This window comes from Microbacterium paraoxydans (genome assembly GCF_019056515.1).
Lineage (GTDB): Bacteria > Actinomycetota > Actinomycetes > Actinomycetales > Microbacteriaceae > Microbacterium.
On the sequence record NZ_CP064873.1, the window covers coordinates 1,245,051 to 1,271,151 of the forward strand.

24 protein-coding genes are annotated in these 26,101 nt (G+C 71.8%); 15 read left to right on the forward strand and 9 right to left on the reverse strand.

What is annotated here, in order from left to right:
• The first annotated feature begins 110 nt into the window (after positions 1–110).
• The 3 genes from IZR02_RS05835 to IZR02_RS05845 are packed head-to-tail and all read left to right on the forward strand — an operon-like array spanning position 111 to position 3,179.
• Positions 111–2,042: a DUF6541 family protein gene (locus IZR02_RS05835; RefSeq protein WP_062766470.1), complete on the forward strand. Its 1,932-nt coding sequence runs from the start codon at positions 111–113 to the stop codon at positions 2,040–2,042.
• Positions 2,043–2,058: 16 nt separating this feature from the next.
• Complete coding sequence (locus tag IZR02_RS05840) at positions 2,059–2,799, forward strand: glycosyltransferase family 2 protein (RefSeq protein WP_062766473.1); 741 nt, start codon at positions 2,059–2,061, stop codon at positions 2,797–2,799.
• Positions 2,796–3,179 (forward strand): DUF2304 domain-containing protein, encoded by a 384-nt coding sequence (locus tag IZR02_RS05845; protein ID WP_062766476.1) that lies wholly within the window; start codon positions 2,796–2,798, stop codon positions 3,177–3,179. Before IZR02_RS05840 ends, IZR02_RS05845 begins: the two co-directional genes overlap by 4 nt.
• 9 nt (positions 3,180–3,188) lie before the next feature.
• Here IZR02_RS05845 and IZR02_RS05850 read toward each other — a convergent pair whose 3' ends face one another.
• A complete protein-coding gene (locus IZR02_RS05850) occupies positions 3,189–4,205 on the reverse strand; it encodes a glycosyltransferase (RefSeq protein ID WP_062766479.1) in 1,017 nt (338 codons plus the stop codon).
• A gap of 102 nt (positions 4,206–4,307) precedes the next feature.
• Here IZR02_RS05850 and IZR02_RS05855 point away from each other — a divergent pair, with 102 nt between their 5' ends.
• Genes IZR02_RS05855 through IZR02_RS05865 form a run of 3 tightly spaced genes read left to right on the forward strand, consistent with a single transcriptional unit; the run spans position 4,308 to position 7,215 of the window.
• Positions 4,308–5,258 carry a glycosyltransferase gene (locus IZR02_RS05855; RefSeq protein WP_062766482.1) on the forward strand — a complete coding sequence of 317 codons (951 nt, stop codon included), beginning with the start codon at positions 4,308–4,310 and terminating at the stop codon, positions 5,256–5,258.
• The gene (locus IZR02_RS05860) at positions 5,255–6,484 is read left to right on the forward strand and encodes a hypothetical protein (RefSeq protein ID WP_126894200.1); all 1,230 of its coding nucleotides are present in this window, start codon (positions 5,255–5,257) and stop codon (positions 6,482–6,484) included. The genes IZR02_RS05855 and IZR02_RS05860 overlap by 4 nt, the downstream gene beginning before the upstream one ends.
• Positions 6,481–7,215: a glycosyltransferase family 2 protein gene (locus IZR02_RS05865; RefSeq protein ID WP_231729423.1), complete on the forward strand. Its 735-nt coding sequence runs from the start codon at positions 6,481–6,483 to the stop codon at positions 7,213–7,215. The genes IZR02_RS05860 and IZR02_RS05865 overlap by 4 nt, the downstream gene beginning before the upstream one ends.
• On the opposite strand, the gene IZR02_RS05870 is transcribed toward IZR02_RS05865, so the two are convergent.
• Positions 7,216–8,088 carry a glycosyltransferase gene (locus tag IZR02_RS05870; protein WP_254385429.1) on the reverse strand — a complete coding sequence of 291 codons (873 nt, stop codon included), beginning with the start codon at positions 8,086–8,088 and terminating at the stop codon, positions 7,216–7,218. It lies immediately after the preceding gene.
• 166 nt (positions 8,089–8,254) lie between these two features.
• Here IZR02_RS05870 and glf point away from each other — a divergent pair, with 166 nt between their 5' ends.
• Genes glf through IZR02_RS05885 form a run of 3 tightly spaced genes read left to right on the forward strand, consistent with a single transcriptional unit; the run spans position 8,255 to position 10,954 of the window.
• Positions 8,255–9,391, forward strand: coding sequence for a UDP-galactopyranose mutase (gene glf, locus IZR02_RS05875; RefSeq protein WP_062766491.1), 1,137 nt, complete (start codon positions 8,255–8,257; stop codon positions 9,389–9,391).
• Between the two features lie 10 nt (positions 9,392–9,401).
• Positions 9,402–10,220, forward strand: a complete 819-nt coding sequence (locus IZR02_RS05880) for an ABC transporter permease (RefSeq protein ID WP_217316578.1) — start codon at positions 9,402–9,404, stop codon at positions 10,218–10,220.
• A complete protein-coding gene (locus IZR02_RS05885) occupies positions 10,220–10,954 on the forward strand; it encodes an ABC transporter ATP-binding protein (RefSeq protein ID WP_025103024.1) in 735 nt (244 codons plus the stop codon). The genes IZR02_RS05880 and IZR02_RS05885 overlap by 1 nt, the downstream gene beginning before the upstream one ends.
• 33 nt (positions 10,955–10,987) lie before the next feature.
• Here IZR02_RS05885 and IZR02_RS05890 read toward each other — a convergent pair whose 3' ends face one another.
• Genes IZR02_RS05890 through IZR02_RS05900 form a run of 3 tightly spaced genes read right to left on the reverse strand, consistent with a single transcriptional unit; the run spans position 10,988 to position 14,464 of the window.
• A complete protein-coding gene (locus tag IZR02_RS05890; protein WP_062766497.1) occupies positions 10,988–11,593 on the reverse strand; it encodes a hypothetical protein in 606 nt (201 codons plus the stop codon).
• 1 nt (position 11,594) lies between these two features.
• Complete coding sequence (locus tag IZR02_RS05895) at positions 11,595–12,557, reverse strand: glycosyltransferase family 2 protein (protein ID WP_062766500.1); 963 nt, start codon at positions 12,555–12,557, stop codon at positions 11,595–11,597.
• On the reverse strand, positions 12,554–14,464 hold the full coding sequence (locus IZR02_RS05900; protein WP_062766503.1) for a glycosyltransferase: 1,911 nt from the start codon (positions 14,462–14,464) through the stop codon (positions 12,554–12,556). Before IZR02_RS05900 ends, IZR02_RS05895 begins: the two co-directional genes overlap by 4 nt.
• A gap of 146 nt (positions 14,465–14,610) precedes the next feature.
• Between IZR02_RS05900 and galE the strand changes: the two genes are divergently transcribed.
• A complete protein-coding gene (gene galE, locus IZR02_RS05905) occupies positions 14,611–15,600 on the forward strand; it encodes a UDP-glucose 4-epimerase GalE (RefSeq protein ID WP_025103028.1) in 990 nt (329 codons plus the stop codon).
• A 10-nt stretch (positions 15,601–15,610) separates the two neighbouring features.
• Here the strand turns inward: galE and IZR02_RS05910 are convergent, their stop codons facing one another.
• Positions 15,611–16,909, reverse strand: a complete 1,299-nt coding sequence (locus IZR02_RS05910; RefSeq protein ID WP_231729425.1) for an O-antigen ligase family protein — start codon at positions 16,907–16,909, stop codon at positions 15,611–15,613.
• On the reverse strand, positions 16,906–18,321 hold the full coding sequence (locus tag IZR02_RS05915) for an O-antigen ligase family protein (protein ID WP_025103030.1): 1,416 nt from the start codon (positions 18,319–18,321) through the stop codon (positions 16,906–16,908). Before IZR02_RS05915 ends, IZR02_RS05910 begins: the two co-directional genes overlap by 4 nt.
• Positions 18,322–18,389: 68 nt before the next feature.
• Between IZR02_RS05915 and manA the strand changes: the two genes are divergently transcribed.
• From manA to IZR02_RS05935, 4 genes are all read left to right on the forward strand, one after another.
• On the forward strand, positions 18,390–19,517 hold the full coding sequence (gene manA / locus IZR02_RS05920) for a mannose-6-phosphate isomerase, class I (protein ID WP_025103031.1): 1,128 nt from the start codon (positions 18,390–18,392) through the stop codon (positions 19,515–19,517).
• A 154-nt stretch (positions 19,518–19,671) separates the two neighbouring features.
• Positions 19,672–19,989, forward strand: a complete 318-nt coding sequence (locus tag IZR02_RS05925; RefSeq protein WP_025103032.1) for a WhiB family transcriptional regulator — start codon at positions 19,672–19,674, stop codon at positions 19,987–19,989.
• Positions 19,990–20,071: 82 nt separating this feature from the next.
• The gene (locus tag IZR02_RS05930; RefSeq protein WP_025103033.1) at positions 20,072–23,128 is read left to right on the forward strand and encodes a glycosyltransferase; all 3,057 of its coding nucleotides are present in this window, start codon (positions 20,072–20,074) and stop codon (positions 23,126–23,128) included.
• Positions 23,125–24,507 carry a DUF5719 family protein gene (locus IZR02_RS05935; RefSeq protein ID WP_025103034.1) on the forward strand — a complete coding sequence of 461 codons (1,383 nt, stop codon included), beginning with the start codon at positions 23,125–23,127 and terminating at the stop codon, positions 24,505–24,507. Before IZR02_RS05930 ends, IZR02_RS05935 begins: the two co-directional genes overlap by 4 nt.
• A gap of 18 nt (positions 24,508–24,525) precedes the next feature.
• On the opposite strand, the gene IZR02_RS05940 is transcribed toward IZR02_RS05935, so the two are convergent.
• The gene (locus IZR02_RS05940; RefSeq protein ID WP_025103035.1) at positions 24,526–24,951 is read right to left on the reverse strand and encodes a hypothetical protein; all 426 of its coding nucleotides are present in this window, start codon (positions 24,949–24,951) and stop codon (positions 24,526–24,528) included.
• Positions 24,952–25,028: 77 nt separating this feature from the next.
• Here IZR02_RS05940 and IZR02_RS05945 point away from each other — a divergent pair, with 77 nt between their 5' ends.
• Complete coding sequence (locus IZR02_RS05945) at positions 25,029–25,235, forward strand: DUF3499 family protein (RefSeq protein ID WP_025103036.1); 207 nt, start codon at positions 25,029–25,031, stop codon at positions 25,233–25,235.
• 43 nt (positions 25,236–25,278) lie between these two features.
• Here IZR02_RS05945 and IZR02_RS05950 read toward each other — a convergent pair whose 3' ends face one another.
• Positions 25,279–26,088: an RDD family protein gene (locus IZR02_RS05950; RefSeq protein WP_025103037.1), complete on the reverse strand. Its 810-nt coding sequence runs from the start codon at positions 26,086–26,088 to the stop codon at positions 25,279–25,281.
• Positions 26,089–26,101: the final 13 nt, after the last annotated feature.

Below are 26,101 nucleotides of genomic sequence, written 5' to 3' on the forward strand. Positions count from 1 at the left end.
GTCCCGGGCGCGAGCCGAGGCAGCGGCGTCCCGCCGGACCACGCAGGGGATCGCCATGGCCCCGGGATATCCTGATCCGGTTGTCCTCGAGAGATCTGGAACTAATGGGAATGCTCGAACTGCTGTGGCCTGCCGTCGTCCTCCTCGCGGTGTACGCGGTTCTCGGAGGGTCGCTCGCCTGGGTGATCGGGCTCCGGGGACTCTGGGCCGTCGCCGCGGCCCCCGCCTTCGCGACGACCGTGATCGGCGGCGCGAGCGTCGTCGCCGGATGGCTCGGTCTCGGGTGGTCGATCCTTCCGAGCCTCGTCCTTGCGGTCGTGATCGGCGCCGGCGTGCTGCTCGTGCGACGCAGGACGACGCCGCGCCCCGTGGCGCCGCGCTCCTTCTCGCCGTGGTGGACGGTGCTCGCCCTGGTCCTCGCCGCGATCGTGATCGGCGGGCAGACACTCTCCGTGATCGGAGCGCCGACGGCGATCTCCCAGACGTTCGACAACGTCTTCCACCTCAACGCGATCCGCTACATCCTCGACACCGGCGCCGCCTCGCCCCTTCAACTCGGCCAGATGACGAGCCCTAACGGCGGCGTGCCGTTCTACCCGTCGGTCTGGCACGCCACCGCCGCCATCGTCGTCCAGCTGAGCGGCGCGAGCATCCCCGCCGTGGTCAATGCGCAGACGCTCGTGATCGCCGCGGTGCTGTGGCCGCTCGGCGCCGTGCTGCTCTCGCGGGTGCTCGCCGGGGCGACCGCGGCCGTCACGGTCAGCGCGGCGCTCGTCAGCGCGTCGGTGCCGATGTTCCCGCTGCTCCCGATGGACTACGGCGTGCTCTACCCGTTCCAGCTCGCGCTCGCGCTCGCCCCGGTCGCGCTCGCCGCGACCGCCTCCCTGCTCGGGATCGGGGCGAGCGCCGGGGAGCGGGCGCCGGGCTGGTGGGGCTTTGTCCTCCTGGGCGCGATCCCCGGGGTCGCCCTCGCTCACCCCGGCGGGTTCGTCGCGTGGCTGGCGCTGTCCGTCCCGATGGTCGGCGTCTTCGCCGTCCGCTTCTGGCGCGGACACCCCGCGGGTCGGGCACGCATCGGGCTGGTGGTCGGAGTGCTCGCGTACCTCGGCCTGGGGCTGCTGCTGCTCAAGATCCTCCGCCCGCCGCTGCCCACGCGCCTGTGGCCGACCGCGCTCAGCCCGGCCGAGGCCGTGCAGGAGGTGGCGCAGGTGTCGATGTTCTACGGCACGGTGTCGATCGGCGTCGCCCTCGCGATCCTGCTGGGTCTGGTGTGGGCCGTCCGGGAGCGCACCGGGCCGATCTTCGTGACGGTGGCGTCGTGGATCATCGGCGCCGCCCTGTTCGTGATCGTCATCGCCTCGCCGTTCGGCACGCTCCGTGACGCGCTCACCGGGAGCTGGTACAACAACTGGCCGCGGCTCGCCGCCGTCTTCGGCGTGGCGCTCGTCCCGCTCGCGGCGTTCGGTGTCGCGCGCACCGTCGAGGCGGTGGCACGACGCTGGGCGGCGGCGCGCCCCGAGGCCGTGAGGGTCCGCACGCTCACGGGCGCGGCCCTGGCGGTCGTGGGCGCGGTCCTGCTGCCGTTGCCCGCTCTGCCGCACGCCGTGGAGCAGGCGCACGGACGGTTCGCGCTGGACGACGACTCCGCACTGGTGAGTGCCGATGAGATGGCGCTGCTCGAACGACTCCCCGCCCACGTGCCGGCGGGGGAGACGATCGCGGGGAACCCCTACACGGGCACCGCGCTGGCCTATGCGATCGGCGGCCGCGAGGTGCTCATGCCGCACATCCTCGTGGACGTCTCCGAGGACGCCCAGACGGTGAACGACCATCTCGCCGACGCCGAGACGCAGCCCGACGTGTGCGATGCCCTCCGCGAGACCGGCGTCGGCTTCGTGCTGGACTTCGGCGACCGGGAGGTGCACAACGGCTCGCATCCGCTCCCGGGCCTGGAGGAGCTGGAGGATTCCGGGGTGGTGCGTCTGGTCGACAGCGAAGGCGATGCCAGACTGTACGAAGTGACCGCGTGCGGTCTGGGCTGAACTCGGAGATCCTGACATGACCGACAAGACACGTGCGAACCGTGTCCTCGTCCTCGTGCCCGCGTGGAACGAGGAGCACAACGTCGGGACGACCGTCCGCGAGATCCGCGCCGCGTCGTCGCGCTACGACGTCGTCGTGATCGACGACGGCTCCACCGACGCCACCGCCGCGGCGGCACGGGAGGCCGGCGCCGCCGTCCTGTCGCTGCCGTTCAACCTGGGCGTGGGCGGGGCCATGCGCACCGGGTTCACCTATGCGGCGCGCGAAGGGTACGCCGCGGCGATCCAGGTGGACGCGGACGGGCAGCACGACCCGGGCGACATCGAGCGGGTGCTCGGCGGCCTCGAGAAGGCGGACATCTCGATCGGCGCGCGTTTCTCCGACGTCGGCGACTACTCCGTCCGCGGGCCGCGCCGGTGGGCGATGGTCTTCCTCGCCTCGGTGGTCTCGCGGATCGCGAAGACCCGGCTCACGGACGTGACGAGCGGATTCCGCGCCGCCAACGCGCGGGCCATCGACCAGTACGTCCGGTACTACCCCGCGGAGTACCTCGGCGACACGCTCGACTCGCTGGTCGCGGCGCTGCACTCCGGCCTCACGGTGACTCAGGTCGGTGTCGCGATGCGTCCCCGCGCCCACGGCACCCCCAGCCAGGGTCCGCTCGGCTCCACCGTCTACCTGCTGAGGTCGGTGTTCGCCCTGCTGCTGGCAGCGATGCGACGCACCGGCTCGCGGAAGGGAGAACCGCGCGCATGATCGTCCTCGTCGGCATCGCCCTCGCCGTCCTCATCCTCGTCATCGTCCTCTGGATGCTGCTCACGCGACGGCTCCGCGAGAAGTACGCGGTGCTGTGGCTCATCATCGCCGTCTCGGTGCTCATCGTCGGGCTCTTCCCGGGGCTCCTGGCCGGTCTCACGGCGTTCCTCGGCGTGCAGGTGCCGTCCAACCTGCTCTTCGCGACGGCGATCCTGCTGCTGCTCGGGGTCGCGCTGCACCTGTCCTGGGAGCTCAGCCAGGTCGAGGAGGAGACCCGCCGTCTCGCGGAGGAGTCGGCGATCCTGCGCACTCAGCTGGAGCGGCTGGAGCAGCGGACCTCGAGTCTCGAGGAGCGCAGCGCGCCGGGAGAGCGCGACTGAGCTCCGCCGTCAGACGCCGGTCGCGTCGACGGCACGACGGACGGCGCGGCGCCCGCCGCTGACCGCTCCGCACAGCCAGCTCGCGCGATACTCGAGCGCGAAGCGCGCCGGCACGATGCCACGCCGCCGCGCCACCCGGAGCAGGGCGGATGCCGCGCGGAACCGACGGTCGTCGCCGAAGATCCGGTCACGACGGGCGTCGACGCGGGACGCCGGGATCCGTCGATCGAGCGTGTCGACCAGCAGCTGTCGCCAGCCCACATAGGTCCAGAAGGTCATCCGGGCGATCGCCCGCGGGGAGCGGGAGCCCTCGTAGCGCTCCGCCTGGTCGCGGATGTTGCGCACCGACTGGCGGATGCTGCCGCCGCCGAGCCGGCTCGGGTCGCCGAAGACGTTGGCGTCGTGCTGCACGTAGTCCTGCACGACGTCGTCGACGATGCGCGTGCCCCGGTGGGCCGCCGCGACGACTGCGAGCCAGTGGTCGTGGGTCGCGACTCTCGTCGAGGCGCGGGGGAAGGGGAGGGCGGTCGCCAGCAGCTCCGGGGCGAAGAGGCACAGCGAGCCGGTGAACTCGTTGGAGAGGAGGGTGAAGAGCGGGCCGTGATCGCGGCGGGCCGTGCGCTCGGTCTCCTTCTCGGAGGGGTACGAGACGATCCGCGCCTGGGCGGAGACGAGCGAGACCTCGTCGAGGTGGGGCAGCAGACGCTCGATCTTGTCGGCGTCCCAGCGATCGTCCTGGTCGCAGAGCGCGATCCACGTGCTGCGCTCGGACACGGCGAGGAGGCCGCGCTCGAAGTTCAGGTAGAAGCCCAGCCGCGATCCGTCGCCGACGATCCGGAAGCGACCGTCCCCTTCGGTGATCTCCTCGACCAGGGCGGCGACGGGCGCGGGATCGCCGTCCACCGAGATCACGCATTCCCAGTTCTCCACCGTCTGTGCCCGCAGGGAGGCGAGCTGACGACGGAAGAGCTCCGGATCGGGGGAGTAGGCGGCCAGCACGATGGTGCCGAACGGGGAGGTCGACACGAGAGGGCCTTCCGGGTCTGCGGGGTCGATCAGCGAATGAGGCTAGTCTAAAGGCGCCATGCTGGAGTCTCTGCTTTCCGTCCCCCGTCCGGTGCGCCTCGGATGAGCGCCTCGCGTGTCTGGGCCGTCTTCTCGACCTTCCGGCCCGGTGAATCCGCGAGAGAGGCGGTCGCCTCGGTCGCCCCGCAGGTCGACGGCGTGATCGTCGTCGACGACGGCTCCGGCCCGACCTCCGACCCCGTGCTGTCGGCGCTCGCCGCGGACGGCGCCACGGTGGTGCGACGCCCCGCCAACGACGGCATCGCCGCGGCGCTGAACGACGGCATCGCCAGGGCGCAGGAGGCGGGCGCCGGGTTCGTGCTGACGTTCGACCAGGACTCGCACATCGAGCCGGGCTTCGTGGCCGCGCTGCTCGCGGCCCACGACGCCGCGACGGCGGCGGGCGCCCGCGTCGGCGTCGTCGTCCCGGAGTTCTTCGCCGGGGTGCGGCAGCAGCGCGGGCCCGAGGCGCCCTACGGCGACGCCGCCAACGTCATCCAGTCCGGGATGCTCCTCCCCGTGCCGGTGGTCGAGGCCGTCGGAGCGCTGCGCGAGGACTTCTTCATCGATCTCGTCGACACGGAGTTCGAGCTCCGGCTGCGCCGCCGCGGATGGCGGGTCCTCGCCGCCGGCGGCGTGCGGATGGAGCACGCCCTCGGGGCGAAGTACCGCCGTGAGCTGTGGGGACGCACGGTGCGGCTGCCCGGCATCCCGCCCGAGATCACCCTGAGCACCCCCTTCCGCTACTTCTACCGTCTCCGGAACCGGATCGTGCTCAACCGCGAGTACCTCCTCGTGGCTCCCCGCCAGATCATCCGGGACTCCCTCCTCGACGGCATCCACTTCGTCAACGCCGTCTGGGTCGCGCAGCCACGACGGGCGCTGCTGCGCGTGTACCGAGCCGCGGCCGTCGCCGCGTTCCGGGGACGGATGGGCCGGATGCCCGCGGCGCTCGCCCCCGTCGCCGCCGAGATCCGGTGGACGGCACCCGTGATCGCGCAGGAGCCGGCGTGAGCGGGGCCGTGCGCTCCGCGGCCGGCCGCCTGAGCGGGTTCACCGTCTCGGTCGGCGTCGTCACCCTCATCGGCATCATCTCGATCCCGCTCCTCACGGCCTCTCTCGGCAAGACCACCTGGGGCACCCTCGCGCTCATCCAGACGGTGTCGCAGTTCGGCGGCATCCTCGTGGCCTTCGGCTGGGGCGCGACCGGCGCCGCGACCGTCGCCGGCATCCCCGTCGAGGGGCGGCAGGCCTTCTACCGCACGTCCCTCCGCGCTCGCGCCCTGCTCTACCTGCTCGTGCTCCCGGTGATCGCGCTCATCCTCGCCCTGCTCACCCGCGGCGACGTCCTCGTCTCCGTGCTCGGCGCCGCGGTGTACCTGCTGCCGAATCTCGGGGCGGCGTGGTACTTCACGGGGGAGGGCAAGCCCCTGCGGCTGCTCCTCTGCGACACGCTGCCGACCGTCCTCGGGGCCGTCGTCGGAATCGTCGGCGCCGTCCTGACCGGCGAGCTGTGGGTGTATCTGGTCGCCCAGGGACTCGGTTTCGTCGGCGCCGTCGTGATCGACGCCGTGACCGTCCTGCGCGGCTCCACCGCCTCGTCGCACAGCCGGGTGCCGCTGCGGGTGGTGCTCGGCGGACAGCGTCATGCCGTCTCCGCCACGCTCGTCAGCGGTCTCTACGTGACCCTGCCGATGGTGGCCGTGCAGGCGTTCCTCCCTGCGCTGCAGCCGATGTACGCCTTCGCCGACCGTCTGTTCAAGTACGCCTCGATCGCCCTTCTGCCCATCCAGCAGTTCTTCCAGGGGTGGGTGCCCGACCCGGAGGCCGACTACCGGCACCGGGCGCGGATCGCCGCCGGCGCCGCCGTCGTCATCGGGATCATCGGCGGCGCGTGCATCGCGGTGCTGAGCCCGTGGGCGTCGACGATCCTCTCCGTCGGCGCGATCACCGTCCCCTGGGAGGTGTCGCTGCCGCTCGGCGTCGCCTTCATCGGCATCGCCACGGCGGCCATCGTCGGCTACTCCTGCCTGGTCGTCGTCGGGCGGGTGCGCGCACTGGCCGTCTCGACGCTCATCGGTGCGCTCGTCGGCGCTCCGCTCATCCTCCTCTTCGCCGCGGCCGGATCCGTGCCGGCGGTGGCGTGGGCGGTGGCGGTGTCGGAGCTGTGCGTCGCGGGGTATCAGGTGCTCGTGCTCCGTGCCGAGCTGCGCAGACCAGCGAAGGAGGCCGCGTCGTGAGCGCGATCCGGGTGAGCGTGTGCATGGCCACGTACAACGGCGAGCGGTACCTCGCGCCGCAGCTCGAGTCGATCCTCGCGGAGCTGGAGCCCCAGGACGAGGTGGTCGTCGTGGACGACGCCTCGACCGACGGCACGGTCGACGTGCTGGCGGGCTTCGACGATCCGCGCATCCGGGTGCACGCGCGGGGAGACAACCGCGGGTACGTCCGCACCTTCGAGGAGGCGCTGGGCCGGGCCACGGGCGACGTCGTGATGCTGTCCGATCAGGACGACGTCTGGATCCCCGGTCGGCGCGCCCTGTTCCTCGCTGCGCTCGAGGACTCCGCGGTCGCGGCGTCCAATCTGGTGCTGCTCGGCTCCGACGATCCGCTCCCGAACCCGATCACCCGCCGGCCCTGGCGGCTGCGGGCGGCATGGTCACGGCAGGGCGTGCGCAACGCGCTGCGGATCCTCGCCGGGATGGCGCCGTACTACGGCTGCGCCATGGCGATCCGCCGGGACGCCCTCGACCGGGTCTTGCCGTTCCCGTCGTACCTCGACGAGAGCCACGATCTCTGGATCGCGCTCGTCGGCAACGCGCACCGCACCATGACGCACATCGAGGCCCCGACGATCCGGCGGCGGATCCACGATGCGAACGCCTCCCCGTCCCGGCCCCGCGGGATCGGGGCGGTGCTCCGCGCCCGCGTGATGCTGCTGCGGGCGTGGGGGTCGGCCGTCCGGCGCTGATCAGCGCAGGATGTGCGCCCAGAGGGCGCGGCGGCCCTCGGCGTCCCCGCGTCGCATGACGGTCGGCACCGTCGTCAGGGCATGCAGGCGCGCGAACACCCGGGCCCGGGCCGCGCGGGCGGTCGTCGTCCAGCCGCGCTCCTCGGCCCGTCGCGCCGTCTCCAGGAAGAACCGGCGGTCGTCCCGGAAGCGGGAACCGTCGAGGATGGCCTTCTGCGACGCGCTCTCGGTGTGCCGTCGGTAGGCGAAGACCTCGTCGTCGATCACGACGAGCGATCCGCCCGCGAAGACGATGTCGAGGAGGATCGCCAGATCCAGGACGATGGGCAGGTCGTCGCGGAAGTCGTGCGCACGGATGGCGTCGGTCCGGAATACGAGCGACGGCCAGTAGAGCCAGTTGCCCCGCACCAGGCTCGTCGCGAGCCGTTCCCCGCTCAGCTCGACGTCGCCGGCACGGGTGTCCGGTCGCAGCATCCGCTGCTTTACCCGGTCGACGAGCGGCAGCGACGGCGCGCCGTTCTCGTCGATCACCTGAACGCCCGGCTGGACCACGGCGGCGTCCGGATGGCGGGAGATGGCGGCGCGGACGGCGGCGACGTAGCCCGGCAGCAGGAGGTCGTCGCTGCCCAGCACCACCAGATGGTCGGCGTCGGCCAGACGCACGCTCTCCCGGAAGTTCTCGATGATGCCGACGTTCTCGTCATGCCGCCGGTACCGGATCCGCGGGTCGTCGAGGCGGGCGAAGGCCTCCGCCACCGCGGGGTCCGGGTAGGCGTCGTCGATCACCGTGAGGCGCCAGTCGCCGTCGGTCTGCGCGCGGACGGACTCCACGGTCTGGCGCAGCAGCGTCGGGTCCCCCCAGAAGGGCAGCATGATATCTATCGTCATCGTCCCTTCAGCATACGAAGTGAGGGCGCGGGCGGACGCCCCTGACCGGTGCCGACGGCAGTCACGGGTAGCATGGGAGGGCCAACGGCTGCCTCCAACGGGCTGCCGCGACGGGTCCCCGGCTGGGGCTCCAGACAGGAAAGAATCACGCATGGACCTCCTCATCGTCGGCTCCGGCTTCTTCGGCCTCACCATCGCCGAGCGCGCCGCGGAAGCGGGCCGTAAGGTGACCGTCATCGACCGCCGCTCGCACATCGGCGGCAACGCCTACAGCGAGGCCGAGCCGGCGACCGGGATCGAGGTGCACCGCTACGGCGCGCACCTGTTCCACACGTCGAACGCGACGGTGTGGGAGTACGTCAACCGCTTCACGTCGTTCACGAACTACGTGCACCGGGTCTACACGACGCACAAGGGCGTCGTGTTCCCCATGCCGGTGAACCTCGGGACGATCAACCAGTTCTTCCAGGCGGCGTACACCCCCGACCAGGCCCGCGCGCTGGTCAAGGAACAGGCCGGCGAGTTCGACGTGAAGTCCGCGGCGAACTTCGAGGAGAAGGGCATCGCCCTCGTCGGCCGCCCGCTGTTCGAGGCGTTCTTCCGCGACTACACCGCCAAGCAGTGGCAGACCGACCCGCAGAGGCTCTCCGGCGACATCATCAGCCGCCTGCCCGTGCGCTACACCTACGACAACCGGTACTTCAACGACACCTGGGAGGGCCTGCCCACCGACGGCTACACGGCGTGGCTGGAGCGCATGGCCGATCACCCGAACATCGAGGTGAAGCTCGGCGTGGACTACTTCGACGAGTCCCAGCCGCTGAGCAAGACGGCGACCGTCGGCCAGGTCCCCGTGGTGTACACGGGCCCTGTCGACCGGTACTTCGATTATGCGGAGGGGGCGCTGAGCTGGCGCACGCTCGACTTCGAGCAGGAGGTCCTCGACGTCCGCGACTTCCAGGGCACCAGCGTCATGAACTACCCGGACATGGACGTGCCCTACACCCGGATCCATGAGTTCAAGCACTTCCACCCGGAGCGGAAGGACGTCTACGAGTCCGACAAGACCGTCATCATGCGGGAGTTCTCGCGCTTCGCTGAGCGCGATGACGAGCCGTACTACCCGGTGAACACCCCGACGGACCGTGAGGGTTTGCTGGCCTACCGCGAGCTCGCGAAGGGGGAGCAGGACGTGCACTTCGGAGGCCGCCTCGGCACCTACCAGTACCTCGACATGCACATGGCCATCGGGTCGGCGCTGTCGCTCTGGAACAACACTCTCTCCTAGACTCGGAACCGTGAGTCACGCTGCTGTCGGGGCGCCCGGGACGCCCCGGCGCTATCTGCATTCGCTGTGGCTGCTGTCCGCCCGCGACCTCAAGGTCCGGTATGCGACCAGCTTCCTCGGTTACTTGTGGTCGGTCCTCGATCCGCTGGTGATGAGCGCGATCTACTGGTTCGTCTTCACCCAGGTGTTCCGGCGCGACGTCGGCGAGGAGCCGTACATCATCTTCCTCATCAGCGCGCTGTTGCCGTGGGTATGGTTCAACAGCTCGGTGTCGGACTTCACCCGCGCGTTCAAGAAGGACGCGCGACTCGTCCGCTCGACGTCGATCCCCCGCTCGATCTGGGTCAACCGCATCGTGCTCAGCAAGGGCATGGAATATCTGTTCTCGCTGCCGGTCCTGGTGCTGTTCATCGTCGTCAACCTGCTGTTCGAGAGCCATGCCGACCAGGTCGTGCAGATCGGCTGGGGCGTGCTGTGGCTGCCGGTCGCCGTCCTCATGCAGACGGTGCTGCTCGTCGGCCTCGGCCTGCTCGTCGCGCCGCTGTGCGTGCTGTATACGGACCTCGAGCGCACGACCGCCCTCATCCTGCGGGCGATGTTCTACGCGACGCCGATCATCTACAACGTCACCGATCTCCCGGGGATCTTCCAGACCCTCGGCGCTTTCAACCCGCTCGCCGGCATCTTCATGCTCTACCGCATGCCGTTCTTCCCCGACCAGTGGAACCCGTTCACCCTCGCCGTCAGCGTCGCGATGTGCCTGCTGATCCTCGCGTTGGGCGTCTGGGCGTTCCGGCGTCTCGAGCGCCCCGTGCTGAAGGAGCTGTGATGGACGCCGCGATCGATGTCCAGGGTCTCGGCGTCCGCTTCCGGCGCAACCGGCGCGGGCGGCGGAGCTTCAAGGATCTCTTCGGCGGCGCCTCCCGCCGGTCGCGCCCCGGGGAGTTCTGGGCGCTCCGCGACGTCTCGTTCACCGTGCAGCCGGGGGAGTCGATCGGCGTCGTCGGACGGAACGGACAGGGCAAGTCGACGCTGCTGCGTCTCGTCGCCGGCGTCCTGCTTCCGGACGAGGGGCGCGTGCGGGTCAACGGCGGCGTCGCACCCCTCATCGAGATCACCGGCGGCTTCGTCGGCGACCTGACGGTGCGGGAGAACGTGCGGCTCACGGCAGGGCTGCACGGCATGGCCAAGGACGAGATCGCGCGCCGCTACGACGACATCATCGGCTTCGCCGAGCTCGCCGGGTTCGAGGAGACGCCCTACAAGCACCTCTCCAACGGGATGAAGGTACGGCTGGCGTTCTCCGTCGTCTCCCAGCTCGACGAGCCGATCCTGCTCGTCGACGAGGTGTTGGCGGTGGGCGACAAGGCGTTCAGGGAGAAGTGCTACAAGCGCATCGACGAGCTGCTCTCCGACGGTCGGACCCTGTTCTTCGTGAGCCACAACGAGCGCGACCTCCGGCGCTTCTGCACGCGCGGTCTCTACCTCGACCGCGGCACGCTCGCGCTGGACGCGCCGATCGCCGAGGTGCTGGACCGCTACAACGCCGACTACGCCGTCTGACCGGCCCCGCGGCGCGGGCGGACGGGGGCGACGTCAGAACCCGGCGACGCTGCTCAGCTCGGCGACCGCGGAGCGGGCGCTGTCGAGAGCGCCGGAGATGCCGGAACCGCTCTCGAGCGCCGTCCGAAGGGCGGTGAGGCGCTCCGCGTAGGTCTCGACCCCGGAGCGCCAGGCGTCCTGGATGGACGACGGGGGGACCGCGTCGCCCAACCGCTGGGCGTCCTCCTGGAGGGAGTCCACGACGGGGAGGGCGTCCTGGTTCCGGTTCTCGTCCACGATGTCGAGGCCGCGCTCGGCGGCCGTTAGCCACCCGCCGACCTTGTCCCGGAAGACCTCGAGAGAGGGGTCGCCGACAGGCGGAGGCGTGGTGATGGGCGTGGGTTCCGGCGTCGCGGCTCCCGACGGCGCGGTCGGGGACGACGGCGCGGTCGTCGGGGTCGACGAGGCGGTGGCGGACGGCGAGGCGCTCGCGCTCGCGCCAGGCGCCGGGGCGCCGTCACGGGGGAGGAGGAAGAAGAGCAGCAGCCCGACGATCGCGAGGGCCGCGACCACGAGGCCGACGATCAGCCAGATGCGTCCGCGGTTCCGGGGGCGCGGCGGAAGCGGCGCCCACCGCACCTCGGGCTGCGGTTCCACCATCTCAGGCCTCCAGGGGGCTCATCGGCTGCCAAGTGCGGTCGCGCCCGATGCGCCCGCCGTCCCGGAGACCACGGAGCAGGTTGCTCGTGCCGCGCACCGTGCGCTCGACGAAGACGAGACGGATCAGCTCCTTGAAGAACGTGGCGGTCGTCCCGAGGCCGAAGAGCACGGGGTTGTAGACGCCGTGCACGCGGTAGTACTGCTTGATGAAAGCGCGGTTGCGCATGATGTAGTAGCGGTACGCGTTGCTGGACGCGTTCATGTGGCGGATGCCCATGTCCCACTGCCGGATCTCGCGGGTGCGGCGCAGCACGAACTCGTCCACGATGACCGCGGTGGTCAGGCGCGAGGCGAGCCAGCCGTACATCTGGTCGTCCCAGTAGATGAAGAACCGGGGGTCGGGGAGACCGATCTGCTTCACGATCGAGCGATGGATGAACATGCCCTCGAAGCAGCCGCTGTTCATCTCCTTGTAGCCGGAGGAATCGAAGCCGGCCGGTGCGAAGGGAATCGGGATCCCCATCCGCTCCGCGATACGGTACTGCCAGTAGAACTCGCTGCCGTCGTAGTCATAGCGTCGGCCCTGGATGCTCTTGAACCGGGGGGCCCAGGCCCCCATGCGGGCGAGGCCGTCCGGCAGGACCTCCACGTCGTCGTCCATCATCCAGATCCACTCCGCGCCGAGATCGTAGGCGGTGCGCATGCCCTCGCTGAAGCCACCGGATCCGCCCGTGTTCACGTCGAGCCGGCGATAGACGATCTCCGTGCCGATGTCGTCCCGGAAGGACTCGACGACGTCCGTGGTGTCGTCCGAGGAAGCGTTGTCGATCACGACGACGCGACCCGGTTTCGGGTCCATCGCGGCGATGCTCGTCAGCAGTCCCGACAGCAGGTGCGACCGGTTGAAGGTCACGATGACGATCGCCGTGCTCGCGGGGTCGAACACGGGGGTCTCGACGGTCATGCCTTCTCCTCGAAGATCTGCTGCCAGGAGGACGGCGAGACAAGCTCGGGCAGCGCCTCCCGATACTGCCGCTGGAGCTCGGGCCACCGTCGGCGCAACTCGGCGTGCAGGCGGACTGTCTCGAGCAGCATCCGGCGGTACTTGGCGCGATCGCGCGTGTAGATGTTCTTCCCGGAGCCGTCTGCGGCGCTGACGAGCGCGCTGTCGAAGTGCGGCACCCGCCACCAGTGCGCGTCGTCCTTGCCGAACTCGACCTCGGGCTGGGCGACGTTCGCGGGGTCCGGTCGATGCATCCAGTGCGACAGCAGCGTCCGCAGGGTGAACACACGGAGCTGCAACCCGGTGGGGCTGTCGTACTCGTGCCGCCGCAGCCGCTTGTAGACCTGGCGCCCGTGGCGGGAGTGCAGGACCCGGGCGGGATCGCGGTGGACCACGGTCTCCGGGTACTCGGCGGCCAGAGCCCGTGCGGCCGGCATCGCGGTGGCCAGGTTCCGGCGCATGTGGTCGGGGCCGGACAGCACGTCCCGCAGTGCTTTCGCGCGCAGGGCCACGGGGTAGTACTGCATCATCATGAGGTGCTTGAGGTCCACCCGGCGGCTGTGCACGAGCAGGCGGCCGCCGCGGGGAGCGTTCGAGTGGAGCAGGCCGGCGACGATGCGGTTGCGGGCGTGGAAGTAGGCCTGCCAGTCGATGGAGTCGTCCTTGTTCACCCACGACACGTGCCAGAGGGCGACTCCGGGCATCGACACCGTCGCGAAGCCCGCTTCGCCGGCGCGCAGGCAGAACTCCGCGTCGTCCCACTTGATGAATGCGGGGAGCGACAGCCCGACCTTCCGGACGGCGTCGAGCGGGATCAGGCACATCCACCAGCCGTTGTAGTCGGCGTCCATGCGCATGTGCAGGAGAGGGGACTGCCGCAGATTGGCGGCCCCGAAGTCGTGCGGCATCTTCTCCTGGTAGAGGTTGCGCCACATGAACGGCTCTTCGTCGACGACCTCGGCCCAGCCGTGCAGCTTGGGGCGGTCGAGGAGGTCGAACATGTGCCCGCCGACGAGGACCGGCGTGGTCGCGAACTGCCCGAAGACGATGGAACGGCGCAGGGACTCCGGCTCGATGCGCACGTCGTCGTCGAGCAGCTGGACGAAGTCGCTTTCCGGCCGCTGGAGGGCCTCGTGCATCGCGCGGGCGAAGCCGCCGGACCCGCCGAGGTTGCCCTGCCGGATGACCTGGAGGGTCTCGCCCAGCCGCTCGGCGACCTCGGCGTACCCGTCCTGATCCGCGACGAGCTGCGTGCCCTGGTCGACGAGGAAGATGCGGTTGACGAACTCGAGCGCGTCCGGCGACGCCGCGAGCGCCCGCAGCGTCTCGACGCAGTAGTCGGGCTTGTTGTAGGTCGTGATCCCGAGCGACGCCTTGCCGGTGCGGGCGGGCTCCTGCTCAGTGGTCCACTCGGCGCCCTCGAGGACGGCGGGCTTCTCGTCCGCGACGATGTCGAACCAGATCCAGCCGCCGTCGCTGTACTGGGTGAGGTCGAGGTCGAAGGAGGTCGTCGCCTCGCCGGTGACCTCGCGCGTGGCCACGCGCTGACGCACGCCGGAGCCGTTCGAGCGGTACACGAGGACCGTCGCCGGGCCGGTCGTGCGCACGGTGAGGCGGACCTCCCGGACGCTGGTCCAGTGCTGCCAGTAGGAGGCGGGGAAGGCATTGAAGTAGGTGCCGAGCGAGACCCGGCGCCCGGCGACGATGCGGGCGCGGTGGCGGCCGAGGATGTTGCCGAGATGTGCGCGGCTGGAGACGCGGACCGGCTCGTCCTCGATCACGGACCACGTCTCGGGGTCGGCGTACAGCGGGAGTAGGTCGGGGTCGCGATCGAGCGGGAAGACGACGTTCTGAAGGACGTGGGCCACAGGGAGGTTCTCCGTTGTTGGTGCCGCAGCCGCTGCCGGAGGGCAGCGCGCGACTCGACGAGCAGTGAGTAGCCTACCGTTGGTCTCCTTCGGATCTGCGGAGAGCCCCGCCTGCGCGCACGACGCGCCTGGCTAGACTGACCGCGATGAAGGTACTGATCACCGGCGGGGCCGGCTACATCGGATCGACCGTGGCGACCGCGTGCCTGGAGGCCGGGATCGAGGTCGTGCTGCTGGACGACCTGTCCACGGGCCTCGCCGCTTTCGGCGCGGGGCGCGACCTGTACGTGGGCGACATCGCCGACGCCGCGGTGCTCGATCGGCTGCTGGGCGATCATCCGGACATCGACGCGGTCGTGCACTGCGCCGCGCGTGTCGTGGTGCCGGAGTCCGTGGCGGACCCGCTCGGGTACTACGACACCAACGTCGGCCGGTCGATCGTCCTGTTCCGTCGTCTCCGCGACGCCGGCATCCACCGCATCGTCTTCAGCTCGTCGGCCTCGATCTACGCGGGGGAGACGGGGGACGGGGTCGACGAGAGCGGCCGCATCGCTCCCTCCAGCCCGTACGCCACCACCAAGGCCATGGTCGAGCAGATCCTCGCCGATGCCGCAGCCGCGGGCGAGGTCCGCGCCATCGCTCTCCGCTACTTCAATCCGATCGGCGCCGACCCCCAGCTACGCACCGGCCTGCAGAACCCCCGGCCGACCCATGCGCTCGGGAAGATCATGCAGGCGCGGGCGGCCGGCGAGCCCTTCACGATCACCGGGACGGACTGGCCGACCAGGGACGGCTCGGGCCTGCGCGACTACGTGCACGTCTGGGACCTCGCGCTGGCGCACGTCGCCGCGGTGACGCGGTTCGACGAGGTCGCCACGCCCACCGAGCCCTACCGGGTGATCAACCTCGGCACCGGCGACGGGGTCACCGTCCGTGAGCTCGTGCAGGCGTTCGAGCGGGTGACCGGCGCCCCGCTGCCGGTCGTCGAGACGGAGCGGCGGCCGGGGGACCAGGCCGGCGCCTTCGCGGTCGTGGAGCGCGCGCGCGACGTGCTGGGCTGGCGCGCGGAGCGCTCCGTCGACGACGGCGTGCGCGACGCGCTGGCCTGGGCCGAGAAGCTCCCGACGGTCCGCTGAGCCCGACGCCTCACTCCTGCGGGCGCAGCGTCGGGATGGCGCCCGTATGGGCGGCGTCGATGTTCTCCCGCCACGACCGGGACTGTCCGGCCCGCAGGGCGCACAGCACGAGCATGAACCAGCCGGCGTCCACGAGCGTGAAGCTCTCGAACATCGAGTCGACCGCTAGGGTGACCAGCGTGATCGGCGTCCACGCGTAGACGACCGAGCGGCGCACGCTCGCGACCAGCCACGAGCGGATCAGCGCGATGCCGCCGAGCAGGAGGAAGAGCACCAGACCCGCGGCGCCGAGCTGGAGCAGCACGTCGAAGAACGCGTTCAGCGCGCTCTGGTGGCGGTCGTCGAGCTGGAAGTTGATGAACGTGAACGGGTACTCCCCGCGCGCCCAGTCGCCGAACCACCCCCACCCGGTGATCGGCTTGACCGCGACGAAGTCCAGGATCATGTTCCACAGCTCTGCGCGCATGGAGAAGTCCGACCCGGCGTCGAGGAGGGCGATGATCTGGTGGCGCAACGCGAACGCCACCGTGAGGGCGAGCGCGACGAGCACCCCCAGGGCCCACTGCACGACGTTGCGACGCGCCGGCGGGGTGTGGCGGACGATGGTGAGGGCGACCGTGACCACCCCGACCGCGCCGGCGAGCACCAGCACGGTGGGCGACGCGGACAGGAACGCGAGGCCGCCGGCGAGGGCGACAGAGCCGACGGCGAGGGGCGGGTCGACCGACTGCGTGCGCCATTCGATCACGAACGTGATGAGGGCGAGCACGGCGATGAAGCCGAGCATGTTGCGACTGCCGAACAGGCCCTGGATGGGTCCGCCGGCCGCGAGGTTGCCCTGGATGCCGAGGAACGCGAAGGGGAGGTCGAGGAGGATCCCGGACAGGATCTCGACCCCGAGCGAGATGCCGAGGAGCACGCGGAGGGTGTCGCCCAGCGCCCGCACGGTCTGCAGGGTGTCGCGGACGTGCCCGATGGTGATGGCGAGGAAGGCGTAGCCGAAGAGCGACAGCCAGCCCAGGATCGTGTCGGAGCGGTCGGTCGTCCACAGCAGGCTCACGAGCGCCCACGCCAGGAACGCCAGCAGCGAGGACGGCGCGATCCGCAGCGCGGACAGCTCCTCCCGCCGCACCCACAGGATCGCCGCGCCGAGCAGGCAGAGCGCGGTGATGACGGTGGCGAGCGTGACCGCCGACGTCATCCGCTCGATCGCGAACGAGCCGAACACCGCCAGCAGCGCCGCGAGCGTGAACGCCCTGGCCATCTCCGCCGAGCCGAGGAGGCGGGCGAGGCGATGCCCCGTCGTCACGGCACCCGCCGTGGCGTCGCGCCGCGCTCGAAGACGAGGTCCCGTTCGCCGACGCCGACCAGCGGCACCGACTTGAGCTTGAAGGACAGGAGCACCAGGAGCAGCCAGCCCCACAGCATGATCGGGGTGGACTCCGTGAGCCCCTGCACCAGCAGCACGACGGTGAACAGGCTGGGCAGCAGCGTCAGCGGAGAGTAGGGGCGATGCGCGTCGAGATCCCATCGCGGCCGGTCGACGGCGAAGAACCAGGAGCGCCAGAGCAGGCTGCCGTACGCGACGGCCATCAGCACGAGGCCGACGATGCCGAGCTGCAGCAGCACGTCCAACCACATGTTGTGGGCGTGGAAGACGGTGATGCCGTGGTCGACGATCCAGCCGTCGAATGCCGGGTCGGTGGGCACCCAGGGGCTCGAGAACCCGTTGCCGATCACGGGGTGCTCCGCGACGCGCTCCAGGACCTTCTCCCAGATCTTGCTCGACCGGCCGGTCAGATCCGCGCTGCGGCCGAGCAGGCCGAGCAGCGGTTCGCGCAGCAGCCAGAGCACGAGGGCGCCCACGGCGATCGACCCGATCGCGATGACGTAGATCCGGGTGCGCGCGCCCGGTGAGGCGGCGCGCCGCATGAGCAGGGCGACGAGGAGCACGACGGCGGCGGCCCCGGCGCACGCGAGGGCGGTGGCCGACGCCGTGCGGAACAGGAAGTACGCGGCCAGCAGCATCCACAGCGCGAGCGTCGTGCGCCAGCGGGACCTCGCCGCGAACAGCACGCCGAAGGTGATGAGGGCGAAGAGCGACACGATGCCGAGCAGGTTCGCGTTGCCGAGGATGCCCTGGATGCGCCCTCCGTCGAAGAGGTTGTCGCGGACCCAGTACCACTGCGGGTCGATCTTCCCCGGCGGGAGGTCGACGAAGTTCGGCAGCAGCGGGCCGTGCAGGACGAGCGAGACCCAGAGCTCGAGGGCGAGGGACAGCCCCAGGATCCACTTGAACGCGGAGGACAGGGCGCGGACGATCTCGTGCCACGTGAGCACGTGCGCGATGAAGAGGCCGTTCACGGTGACCGCGGCGAACAGGACGCCCGTCGCCACGGTCGGCACACGCCACTGCGACCAGACGACGGAGAGGAGGGCGAGGGCCGCGTAGCCGAGGGCCGCCCACGGCAGCCGGCGCCAGCGGAACGGCTGCGGACGGTTCCGGGCGAGCATCGGGATCCCGATCGCCAGCGTGGCCGCGGTGAAGAGTGCGAGCGTGATCGCCGCGCCGACCTCTCCCAGCAGGTTGTAGACCGCGGAGTGGGCGAACGCCACGAAGAGGACGGCGATCACGTACCCGCGCAGCAGGAGGTGCCCCGTGGATTCGCGCTCGGGCGCGGTGGGCGGGGCGGCCACCGGGTGCTTGGTGTACTGGGCCATCGCGACTCAGGCTACCTCGACGGGCCCGGATCCGACCCGTCCGTCGCCCCGGGCTCTACGCTGGGGGCATGCTGCGCAGCCTCACGAACGTGCCCCGCGACTACGCCTGGGGGTCGCCGTCGCTCCTCGCCGAACTCGAAGGGCGCGAGCCGTCCGGGGTGCCGGAGGCCGAGGTGTGGTTCGGCGACCACCCGGGCGACCCCGCCGACCTCGACGGCGGAGGGACGCTGGACGAGGTGACGGGTGGCACGCTGCCCTACCTGCTGAAGCTGCTCGCGGCCGCGCGGCCGCTGTCGATCCAGGTGCACCCGACGAAGGAGCAGGCGAGGGCCGGCTGGGCGCGGGAGAGCGCCCTGCCGCTCGACGACCCGCGACGCAACTACCGCGACGACAACCACAAGCCGGAGCTCCTCGTGGCCCTCAGCGAGCGCTTCGAATCGCTCAGCGGTCTGCGTCCGGTCGCCGACACCCTGCGTCTCCTCGACGCCCTCGACGACGTCCCGGGGGTGCGGTCCCTGCGCGAGCGGCTCACGGGCGCGGCGGACCCGCTCGGAGACGCGATCGGGTGGCTGCTCGGGGGAGAGGCGCAGACCGCGGTGGACGAGGTCATCGCCGCCGTCCGCCGCGCCGCGGACGGACCCGCGGGTCAGGAGCACCCGTCGCTGCGCGCCGTCGCCGCCATCGCCGAGACCTCGCCCGGAGATCCGGGGGTCGTGGTCGCTCTGCTCATGAACCATCTCGTGCTGCGTCGCGGCGAGGGCGTCTTCCTGCGGGCGGGCCTGCTGCACGCGTACCTCTCCGGTCTCGGCGTGGAGATCATGGCGGCCAGCGACAACGTGCTCCGCGGCGGCCTGACGCCCAAGCGCATCGACGTGCCGGAGCTGCTCGCGATCCTGGACACCACGCCCGGCGAGGTGCCGGTGCTGCGGCCGGAGGGCGACGAGGCCGTGACGACGTACTCCGTGCCGGTGCCGGACTTCGCCCTCCGCCGGGTGCGCCTCGACGGTGAGCCGATCGCCGTGGAGGTGGACGGCCCGACGATGGTGCTGGCCACCGGCGGTGCGGTCCGCGTGGCCACGGAGTCGGGAGCGGACATCGCGCTCCGGGTCGGTGCGGTCGCCTTCGCCGATGCCGAGGAGCGCCGCCTGACGCTCTCGGGCACGGGGGAGGCCTTCGTGGCCACCCCCGGGCACTGATCCGCGCGGGCGCGACACGCCGAGAGACGTCCATGAACCTTCAAGAATCGCTTGAGGGTTTACGATCCGCGACTTGACCGGAGCGAATGACACGGGTGTAATTAGGTGAGCACGGCCCGCCAGGGGGGCGGTTTTTGAAGGGTTGGAGGTCGAGATGACGGGATACCGTTCCGATGTGCCGGAGAACTGGTTCGTCGATCCGGTCAACCTCGGTGTCCCCGGGGTCCGCCGGTCCGACCCGGACGACGACAACGCGCTCGCGTGGCAGAGCGACGCCCTGTGCTCGCAGACCGACCCCGAGGCCTTCTTCCCGGAGAAGGGCGGCTCCACGCGCGACGCCAAGCGCATCTGCACCTCGTGCGACGTGCGTGGCGAGTGCCTCGAGTACGCGCTGGCCAACGACGAGCGCTTCGGCATCTGGGGCGGCCTCTCCGAGCGCGAGCGTCGCAAGCTCAAGCGCCGCGCCAGCTGACGCCTCTCCGCCGCGCGGCTTCGTGGGCGCGCCGGGAGCGGTGCGCTACCCGGCGTGACAGCGCGCATAGGCTGACCACGTCATGCCAGCCCGAGTTCATGCCCTCATCGTCGCGCGCCCCGGCCCCTCCGCACGCGCCCAGCTTCTCCGCACGCTCGACGCCGTGCGCGCCCAGACCGTCCCGCCCGCGGCCGTCACGCTGATCATGTGCGGCGACGCCGCCACCGCTCGGGAGAGCGAAGCGGTCGCCGCCACGGTCGAGGGCATCATCGAGGCGCGGCCCTCGACGTCCTTCGCAGAGGCCATCGACCTGGCGCGCCCCCGCATCCTCGACGGCTCCGCGATCTGGATCCTCGCGCAGGACACCGCGCCGCACCCGCGCGCCCTGGAGCGCCTCACCGGCATGCTGGAGCGCTCGCCGTCCGCCGCGATCGTCGCGCCGAAGCTCGTCGCCACCGACAACGACCGCGAGATCGTGTCCCTGGGTGTGAGCATGACCACCTTCGGCCGCGCGGTGGAGCTCGCGGCGGGGGAGCTGGATCAGGGCCAGCACGATCGGATGGACGACGCTCTCGGCGCCGACATCCGCGGCCTGCTCATCCGCGGCGAGGTGCGCGAGGCCCTGCGCCCCGACCCCGCCCTGGCCGGCGCGGACGAGGGTCTCGATCTCGGCGTGCGCGCTCGGCTCGGAGGCGGTCGGGTCGTGCTCGCCCCGGCGGCGCGGGTCTCCGCCGCTCCGGACGGTCCGGCGGCACTGCCGACAGGACGATCCCGCCGTGCCTTCGTCACCCGTCTCGCGCAACTGCATCGGCGTCTCGCTTACGCCCCGGCGGCCGCAGTCCCCCTGCACTGGCTGACCTTCCTGCCCCTCGCGCTCTGGCGCTCCCTCGCCCATCTCGTCGGCAAGCGGCCGGAGGCGGTGTTCCCGGAGTGGGGAGCCGCCCTCACCGCCATGCTCCGGTTCGGGGCCGTCGCCCGATCGCGGGCTCGGATCCGGTCCTTCCGCTCCTCCACCTGGGCGAGCATCGCCCCGCTGCGGGTCACGCCGTCGCAGTTGCGACGCCGGCTCGACGACGGGCACGGCAGCGAGCACGGAGCCGTCAGCGAGCTCCGCTTCTTCTCCGGCGGCGGGGCGTGGGCGGTCCTGGCCGCTCTCGTGGTGAGCATCGCCTCCTTCACCAGCCTCCTCGCCTGGCCGGCGCTGGGCGGGGGCGGCCTGCTTCCGCTGCGGGAGACGGTCGGCGCGCTGTGGCGGGACGCGGCCTGGGGGATGCGCGGGGTCGGTCTCGACGTCGTCGGCCCCGCCGATCCGTTCGCCGCCGTCGTCGCCCTGCTCGGCTCGCTGTGGCCCGGTGCGCCCTCCTTCGCGGTGGTCCTGCTGTGGATCCTCGCGCTTCCCCTCGCCGTCCTCGGCGGGTGGTTCGCCGCCACCCGGGTCACCGATCGTGCCGGTCTGCGCATCTTCGCCGGTATCGCGTGGGCCCTCGCGCCGACCTTCCTCACCGCGCTCGTCGACGGCCGACCGGCCGCGGTCCTCGTGCATCTGCTGCTGCCGTGGCTGTTCCACTCCGCGGTCGTCGCACACCGCTCCTGGGGCGCCGCCGGCAGCGCGTCCCTGCTCCTCGCCGCCGTCGTGGCGTGCGCACCGGTGCTCGCGCCGGCGCTCGCCGTGCTGTGGGTCGTGGCGCTCGGGATCGTGCTCGGCACCGCGCAGTTCCGCGGCGCCGGCCGCCTCCTCTGGCTGCCCCTGCCCACGGCTGCCCTGTTCGCGCCGCTGATCTTCTGGCAGCTCGCCCACGGCACCCCCCTGGGCCTGTTCGCGGACCCCGGGCTGACCTGGCTCGGGCCGCAGGCCGCGGCCGATGCCGCCGGGCGTCTCGCCCTCGCCACCGGGTTCCCGACCGAGGATCTCGCCGGCTGGGCGACGGTCGTCCCCGGCACCTGGGCGGCACTGCTGTGCGCTCCGCTCGCGCTGCTCGCCCTCGGGTCCGCCGTGTCCCCGCGGTGGCGCGCCGGCATCACTCTCCTGGTCGTCGCCCTGACCGGCCTGGCGACCGCGTTCCTCGCCGTGGGCGTCAGCGTCGCCTTCACGCAGGGCACCGCCGTCCCGATCTGGCCGGGCACCGGATTGAGCCTCGCGTGGATCGGCGTGGTCGGCGCCGCGACGGTCACCCTGGACACGGCCTTCCCGCTGCCTCGGCTCCGCGTCGCCGCGACGGGTGTGGCGGCTCTCGCACTCGTCGCCTGCGCCGTACCTGCCCTCACCGCGCTCCACACCGATCGATCCGCGCTGACCAACGGTCCCGAATCGACGCTTCCGGCGTACGTGCGCGCACAGGCGGCCGGAGACCAGCCCGTCGCGACCCTCATCCTCACGCCGCAGAACGACGGCGGGCTCGCCGTCGAGGTCGTCCACGGCGCCAGTGAGACCCTGGGCGCACAGACGACGATGCTCTCGACCGCGGTCGAGCCCCAGGGCGACGACGTCTCCACCCTCGCGGTGGACCTCATCTCGGCCCGCGACTTCGACGCGCCCTCGGAACTGCTCGACCGGGGGATCAGCTACGTGCTCCTCGCGGCGGTGGACGATGAGGGGGATCGGGCCCGGTCGCTGCGGACCGCGTCCGTGGCGGCCATCGACCAGCGCGCCGGTCTCATGCAGGCCGGGTCCACCGACCGCGGCGTCCTGTGGCGTCTCGAGGGGGAGCCCGCCGCGCCCGCCGAGCTGAGCGGGAGCGCGGAGGGCACGGCGCGCCTCGTCGTGACCGTCCAGCTGCTGGTCGTCCTCGCCGCCCTGCTGCTGTCCATCCCGACCCGTGCGTCGCGGCGCGCCGCGCGGGCGCGGTCCCGCATCGTCGGCCGAGCGCCCGAGGAGCCGCTGGTGCTCCCGCGGCACGCCGAGGATCGCGAGCCGGAGACCGTGGACGAGCCCCCGGTGGGTGCCGTGGAGGACCCGCAGGACGAACCGGCTCTCCGCGACGAGGCCCTTGCCCCGATCGCGGACGCCGAACCAGGGGACGACGGCGCGGATCCGCCGCAGGCGGCGGATGAGGACGACACCACGGGTGCTCCCGACGCGCACGGCGGCCCGGTCGCCGCACGCCAGGACGACGCCCGCACGGCGGAGGAGGACCGATGACCGGCACGCGCGCATTCCGAGTCGTCGCCACGAGCGCGCGCCTCGCCACCGGCGTCGTGGTCGCGGCGGCGTGCGTCGTCGGGGTGGTCGCGGCGGTGCACGCCCCGTGGCCCACGGTGACCCATGAGCCTGCACAGGAACAGGTGACGCCGCTTCCCGGGGACAGCGTCCTGCTGTGCTCCGGCGACTTCCGCGCCCTCGGCCGGAACACGGCGGCGCCGCTGGAGATGCGCGCCGCGGGCACGCCACGGGTGACCGCGGGAGGCACGTCGGGTGCACCGACGTCGTCCGGGCTCGCCGCCCCCGACCTCGTGGACGGCGACGACGTCCCCGTGCTCACCGGCGCGGTGGAGGGCCGGTCGGCGCCCCTGATCGCCGGAGCGGAGTCGGTGAGGCTCGCCGCCGACGACCTCGCGGGCCTCGCGGCTTCGCCCTGCGGCGTGCCGCGCCTGGAGTCGTGGTTGATCGGCGGGTCCGTCGGCACCGGCGCGGAGGACGTCGTCCTGCTCGCGAACGCCTCCGATGTCGCGGCGACCGTGACCCTCGCCGTCTACGGGACCGCTCGGGGCGGCCGCACGGTGATCGTGCCGCCGCGCACGCAGACCGCCCTTCCGCTGACCTCCGTCGCGGCGGGCAACGACGTGCCCGTCGTCAAGGTCAGCGCCGTCGGAGCCCCCGTGCGTGCCGTGCTGCAGTCCGCCCTGATGCGGGTGCTCGACCCCGTGGGCGCGGACCAGCAGGAGGCGGTCGCCGGCCCGCAGCAGCACCTCGTCCTCCCGGGGGTGCAGGCCTTCGAGACCGAGGGCGACCAGGGCGACATGACCGTCCTCCGCCTGCTCGCCCCCGGAGCGGACGCCACGGCGCGCGTGCGGGTCACGGGGCAGAGCGGTGCCGCCGGACTCGACGAGTTCGTCGTGCCGCTCACCGCGGACGAGCCGACGCAGGTGTCGCTGAGCGGACTGGAGCCCGGGACCTACACCGTGGAGATCGATGCGGACGCACCGGTCGTCGCCGGAGTCCGGCAGCAGGACGGCTTCGGGGCGGACTCCGACTTCGCCTGGGTGACGCCCGCACCGCAGATCGACACCGAGGTGGCCTTCGCGGTCCCCGCGGGGCCGAGCCCGAAGCTGCAGCTGGCCAACCCCGCGGACGAGGAGGTCACGGTCACCCTCCGCACGATCGAGGGAGACGCTCCGCAGGAGATCACCGTTCCGGCCGGCGGCACCCGCGCGGTCGAGGTCCGCGCCGATCGGTCCTACCTGCTCCAGCCCGCGGGGCCGGTGCACGCGGCGGTGACGCTGACGGGAGCCGGGGCGCTGGCGGTCCTGCCGGTCCCCGCGCCCGCCGGGGTGGAGAACTCGATCACCGTCTATCCCTGAGCAGGGCGGGCGGCGCGTTCAGTGATCGTGCCCCAGGTCCCACGGCTCGCGGCCGACGTATTCGGCCGCGGCACGGAAGACGGCGCTCTCGATCGCCAGCCGGCGATGGGTGGCGTCGTCGTGGCCGGGGGGAAGGAGGCGCTCGATCGGGATGCGGAAGAGCACGATCCTCCGCCGGTCCCGGTCCAGGTGCCAGCGGGGCACCACGCCGTCGGCCTCGGCGCTCGGCAGCGCACCGATCTCGAAGCGGACGTCCTGGAGCTCCGGCCACGTGCCGCGGAGGAACTCGACGGCGGTCCCGACGGTGAGGTCGAAGCGGTCGATGCGCCCGTCCAGCGGGGCGAGCGGGGGCTTCACGACCTCGCTGCGGCCGAGCCGTCCGTGCCGGCCGTGTCGCGCGCCGCGACGGACACCGGAGACGGAGGCGGATCGACGACGGGGCATGCCGAAAGTCTAGGCGCTGCGTACCCGCCCGGCGCGGCACCGCCGCCCGCGCGGCCGGGAGCCGTACGCTGACGGTGATGGACGGACGACTGTGCTCGAAGGTCGGCTGCGCGCGCGAGGCCGTGGCCACCCTCACATATGACTACGGCGACCAGATGGCCGCGCTCGGCCCGCTCGGCGCGGCCAACGACCCGCAGGCGCATGATCTGTGCGCCCCGCATGCCGATCGGCTGTCGGTTCCCGCGGGCTGGCTGGTCGTGCGCCACGAGGCGCTCCGCGCCTGACCGAAGACCGCCGCTCGAGGAGAACCACGGGTGCGGGCCGCCCTCAGACGCCCAGGCGCCGCCCGGTGAGCTTCTCCGCCCGACGGTCGGCGTTCTCCAGCGCCCGCCGCTCCCGCTCCCGCCGCAGCACGGTGACGCCGACCAGGACGAGCTCCGCGGGCGCGGCCGGCACGGGGGAGACGTACGGTGTCGCCTCGGCCAGCAGGTCGGCCGCCACGCGCTCGCGCGCCGCCGGGAGCATGCGCGGGGCGCTCACGAGGAACTGCGAGATGCGGCGGGCGAGGCGGTCGGGGAGACGGGCCACGTCGGCGACCTGCGCCCACCCCGCCAGCGCTGGGGGCAGGACGGGAGCCGGGGTGAACAGCTTCGGCGTGCGCACCCGCTGGCTGTAGGTGCCGGCGACGAGGTCGCCCAGCCGCTGGGATCGCGCCGTGAAGGCGCCGACCAGGACCGCGAGGCCGCCGAAGGTGAGGTAGATCTCCAACACACCGAGCAGGGCGCGGATGAACGCATGCCGGAACCCCGCCGCGCCGCCGTCCATCCGCACGATCCGCCCGCCGACCGCGAGCTTGCCGAGGCTTCGGCCCTTGAGGGCCACCTCCATCGTGATCGGCAGGACGACGAAGCTGACGACGAGGGAGGCCACGAGGGCGATGCGATCCGTGGCCGGGTCGAGCACGCCGATGTCGAGGAGCCAGAGGCGCAGGAAGATCGATCCGACGAAGACGGCGTAGCCCAGCAGCATGTCGATCACGGCCCCCGCCGCCCGGAGGAGGAACCCCACGGGCTGCACGTCGATCGCGACCGCCTCTCCGGAGAGCACCTCGTCGGAGACGTCGATCTGCGCGGACATGAGTACAGTAAAT